General features: G+C 43.7%; 3 protein-coding genes. 2 read left to right on the forward strand and 1 reads right to left on the reverse strand.

Going from position 1 to position 4,790, the window contains the following annotated elements; all coding sequences use genetic code 11:
* The coding region (locus tag H5185_RS21290) for a diguanylate cyclase (protein WP_182743125.1) at positions 1–206 on the forward strand (206 nt) is incomplete at its 5' end.
* Between the two features lie 160 nt (positions 207–366).
* Here H5185_RS21290 and H5185_RS21295 read toward each other — a convergent pair.
* The gene (locus tag H5185_RS21295) at positions 367–2,847 is read right to left on the reverse strand and encodes a S9 family peptidase (RefSeq protein WP_182743126.1); all 2,481 of its coding nucleotides are present in this window, start codon (positions 2,845–2,847) and stop codon (positions 367–369) included.
* 300 nt (positions 2,848–3,147) lie between these two features.
* On the opposite strand from H5185_RS21295, the gene H5185_RS21300 reads away from it, so the two are divergent.
* Positions 3,148–4,647: an MBL fold metallo-hydrolase RNA specificity domain-containing protein gene (locus H5185_RS21300; protein ID WP_182743127.1), complete on the forward strand. Its 1,500-nt coding sequence runs from the start codon at positions 3,148–3,150 to the stop codon at positions 4,645–4,647.
* The last annotated feature ends 143 nt before the right edge of the window (positions 4,648–4,790 follow it).

Below are 4,790 nucleotides of genomic sequence, written 5' to 3' on the forward strand. Positions count from 1 at the left end.
CAGAGCAAGCAGGCATCATCGCTGAAAAAATTCGCCTCAGTGTGCAAAACCACACCATCCACTTTCTCAAACATCAAATCCAGGTCACCATCAGTATCGGCATATCTCAGCTCACTGAAGATGAAACTATCGATGAACTGATCAATAATGCTGATAAGTGCCTCTATCAAGCGAAAACGCTAGGAAGAAATAGAGTCCATCCGTAACATGATAGCAATATAGCATCTAGGGTGTGACTGGCATCAATCTGAATACCTTACTCGCGCAGTGAATCACCCCGCGACTTAGCTTCACTCTGATCATGAGGCGTTCTCGACAAATTAGATAAAAATAGCCCCGCAATGCGAGGCTATTTTACACTTACTTTTACTGTTGCTCTTTTGTCTCAGGGTAAAGACTATTCCACCACTCAGGCTCATCTTTTAGCTTTAAGTCAAACCAGGCCATAGTTGTATTCCACCAGTCAAAACGTGCTTGGCGCGTATTGATGTGATGGTCTTGGCCATTAAACTCAACTAACTCAACCTCTTTGCCTAATAGTTTAAGTGCAGTGTACATATAATGGCTTTCACCCACTGGCACGTTAGTATCGGCATTGCCATGGATCAGCAATAGCGGCGTGGTGATCTTGTCGGCATGGTATAACGGACTGTGCTCAACGTAGAGCTCAGGGTTATTCCACGGAAAACTACCGCGGCTGGCAACACCAGAATAGCCATAACCCCACCAGCCATGTCCCCAATAAGATGATAAATTACTGATCCCAGCATGCGACATTGACGCGGCAAAAATATCCGTTTTGGTGGCTAAATATAGAGTCATAAAGCCACCATACGATGCGCCCATATTCCCCACTCGTTTAGGGTCGACATAGCTATGCGCCTTTAAAAACGCTTTAGTGCCTTCAATAATGTCATCTGCGCTGTATTTGCCCCATGCATTCACATGACGACCGCTGAATGCTTGACCATAACCAGTGGCCCCATTAGGTTGCTGCACGTACACAACATACCCTTCGGCCGCCCATAAATTAAATGGCCAACGCCCAGTAAAGTGGCGTCCAACCGGAGAAGTCCCGCCATAGTAATACACTAATGCAGGGTATTTTTTACTAGCATCAAAGTCTGCGGGTAAATACACTCGACCATCAATATTGTGACCATGCTGATTAGTGAAATCAAAATCTTCAATCTCGCCCAAACGGGTATTGGCATAGTTTAGCTGTTGACTATCAAACAACGTCTGTTTGCGACTTGAGTTCAAGGTCATTTTATAGGCTTTTTGTGGCACGGTAGCAGATGTACCGGCGAAGACTATGGTTGGGCTTGATTGTTCAATGGCGACACTAAAGCTGTCGACCATATCCACGCCGCTATCTATTTTAGTAAAACGGCGGTTACTTTTATCAAATAGATACAGAGGTGCGCGATCGCCTTCGGTTACCGTCAATATCAGATCATCATTTTCAAGCTTAGTCATACTGCCAATCGCAGGATCAAAGTCTTTACTTAACGCACTGACATTACCGTTAGCATCACGCCAATATAATTGCCCATCATAATCATTCACTTCAATGCTGGGATCTTGTATTCCTGTGCCGTCCATAAAACGTGGCCCAGCAGTAATATACGTACCATCATCAGCATATAAAGCACCGTAAAAGCGTCGGTATTCACCTATCGCAGTTTCTGTTAAGTCAAATAAGCTCAACTCTATCGGCTGTGTTAATGAATGCGCAGGCTCAGAATAATCAACCGGAGATCGTGTTAATAGCACAGTATTCTTATCAAGATTACTGTCAACTAAGTCTGTGCTGATTGGGTTATCGGTTAACTGGCGAATAAAACCGGAAGCCACATCTAATTGATATATTTGGCTATTATCACGCCAATAACTCCAGCGGTCTTCTAATGCACGAAAACGTTTTGAGGTCGCTTTTTCATCGGCCTTAAACGGTTTTTGCCAACTAAATAACAGGCTGTCAGCGTACCACTGCAAACCCGACACATTATCAATATCAGTGGCGGCAACATTGATGGTTAAATCTGCCACCTTGAGTAATTGAATTTGTTTATTGGCCACAAAGGCTAACTGTTTACTGTCGTTCGACCACACTGCGCTGCTTGGGCGATTATCTTGCCAGCGATACATCACACTGTTGTCCGATAATTTGCGTAACTCGGTCACTTGAATAGCCGAGTCCCCCTTGCTAGCTTGATATTCAATGGTCGATTGCAGTAGGTACTTACCATTTGGGGATAAGGTTAAGCCACTGATAACTTTTGAGTCGAACAATTGCTGCGCAGACACCCGCTGTGATTTTTGGGCCGAAAAGTCGAGGGTATCAACCTCACTTTTTCCCTGCCAATCAAGGCTAAATGACGCATCTTGCGTTTGGCCATCAGCCAACACCAGCAACTGATAGTCAGCATTAGCCAGCTCAAGTTCGACTTTATCAGCAGATTTAAGCAACTGCCCATTCAAATACACTTGCGGATTTTCAAGCCCTTTAACAGTTAACGTACCTTGGGTAAATCGCTGAGTCGATAGCGGCAGCTTATAGGCTAACCAACCTTCCCCTTCAATCTTTACTGAGGCAGCTTGCCAAGTGAGTTGTTGATTAAATACTTGAACCGTTTTTACCTGGGTTTGTCCAGACTTAGCAACTAAGTTAGCGACTAGGTTAGCTCGTAGCGCATCTGCATGATCACTTTTTGATAATGGCGTAGCCGACGGTTGGTTAACTGGGCCTAAGCGTTGAATGTATTTGGCATCTATATCTGCCCCGTGAGCCATGCCAGATAGAGCCATGGCTAAACTGGTTAATACCAGAGTAAAAGCTTTCATGAAGAGTCCTTGTTATCGTTTCCATTGTTAATTGTTAGTATTTTTATTTGCCACAGTGTGACAAAAATGGCTAATAAATGCATCTAGTTTTGCACCCGCTATCTAGCATCTAAGCAGACAAAAGACCTAACATCTAAACAGTCAGTAGCCCTAGCGTCTAAGGCCAGCATTACTGCCATTAAGAAAGTGGACTGAGCTTGTCGTCGCCTAAGGTACTCGCTTCATAGACAACCTGCAGCTAGCAAAATAGTGGGTCGGCTGCTAAGTTAATAAAGTCTCACTTAGCATTAAAGGACTAACATGCAGATCATTCACCACGGAGCGGTAAACGGCGTAACAGGATCATGTCACCAACTGGATGTGAATCACCACAGCAAGCATATCAGCAGCTATCTTATCGATTGTGGTTTATTTCAAGGGGCAGAAACCGCCGGGCAAAGTTCAGCAGAACAGCTACAAATCGCTTTCGATATCAACAATATCAAAGCGCTGATTATTACTCATTGCCATATCGACCACGTCGGGCGTATTCCTTATTTACTCGCAGCAGGATTTAACCAACCTATTTATGCCACAACAGCAACAGCGGCATTATTACCTTTGGTCATAGAAGATGCTTTAAAAGTCGGTGTCACTCGCGATACCACACTTATACAAGCTTGTATTAATAGACTCAATAAACTGCTTGTTGCAGTAGATTACGGTCAGTGGATAACACTGCCAATCAACCTTGGCGAATCATCATCGTCAAGATTGACGTCAACAACGTCGGGGATAAATACATTAGAAAACCCACCAGGGTTCACCAAAGCCAAACTTAAATTTAAACCAGCAGGACATATACTCGGCTCAGCTTATGTGGAAATAGACTTAAGTGGCCCCAAGGCCAGCTCAACATCTAATGCTAAAAACAGTGCTAAGACAAGCCATAGGGTGGTGTTTTCCGGTGACTTAGGCGCTAGCTATGCACCATTACTTGCTAGCCCCAAAAGCCCATACAGAGCAGATACCTTAGTGATTGAATCGACCTATGGAGATAAAAATCATCAAGGCCGTAAAGATCGTAGCAAGCAACTTAAAAACATTATTGAAAAAGCCGTAAAAGATAATGGCGTAGTGCTCATTCCGGCCTTCAGCATAGGCAGAACTCAAGAGTTACTCTACGAATTTGAACACATCATTTATCGCAATAAAAACAACCCAATATGGCAAGATATCGACATTATCGTCGACTCACCTATGGCGGCTAACTTTACCCAAAAGTATCGTCAATTCAAAATGCTATGGGATAACGAAGCCAAACGAAAACTAGCCCAAGGACGCCATCCACTCGACTTTAATCAGCTAACGACTATCGACAGCCATCAAGACCATCTTGCAGTGATCAATTATTTAGATTCAGTCAATAAACCCGCCATTATTATCGCCGCATCAGGCATGTGCACAGGAGGACGGATCAGCAACTACCTCGCCCGCTTTTTATCAAAACCAACCACAGATGTTCTGTTTGTCGGCTATCAAGCTAAAGGCACCACAGGCCGAGACATACAAACCTACGGCCCACAAGGCGGATACGTTTATATCAACGAACTAAAAATTGATATTAAAGCCACTATTCACACTATCAGTGGTTACTCCGCCCACGCCGACCAACACAACCTCATCAACTTCGTCAAACGTATGCATCACAAACCCAGCCACATCAGAATCGTCCACGGCGACGATGAAGCCAAACAGGCACTAGCACAGGAATACAAAAAAATGCTGTCAGAGGCAGAGATTGAAATAGGTACAGAATAATAAAAAGAAACATTATTGACTGAACGAGACAACCAGAACTCGATGTATGGATTGCTTTTATTTAGACAACAACAATTTAGGACTGTAGATAAGTGTTGTCTATACATCGATCTAGGATAGACAAATCAATTGAGGATAAATTA

Source organism: Shewanella sp. SG44-6 (genome assembly GCF_014164185.1).
Taxonomy (GTDB): Bacteria; Pseudomonadota; Gammaproteobacteria; order Enterobacterales; family Shewanellaceae; genus Shewanella; species Shewanella vesiculosa.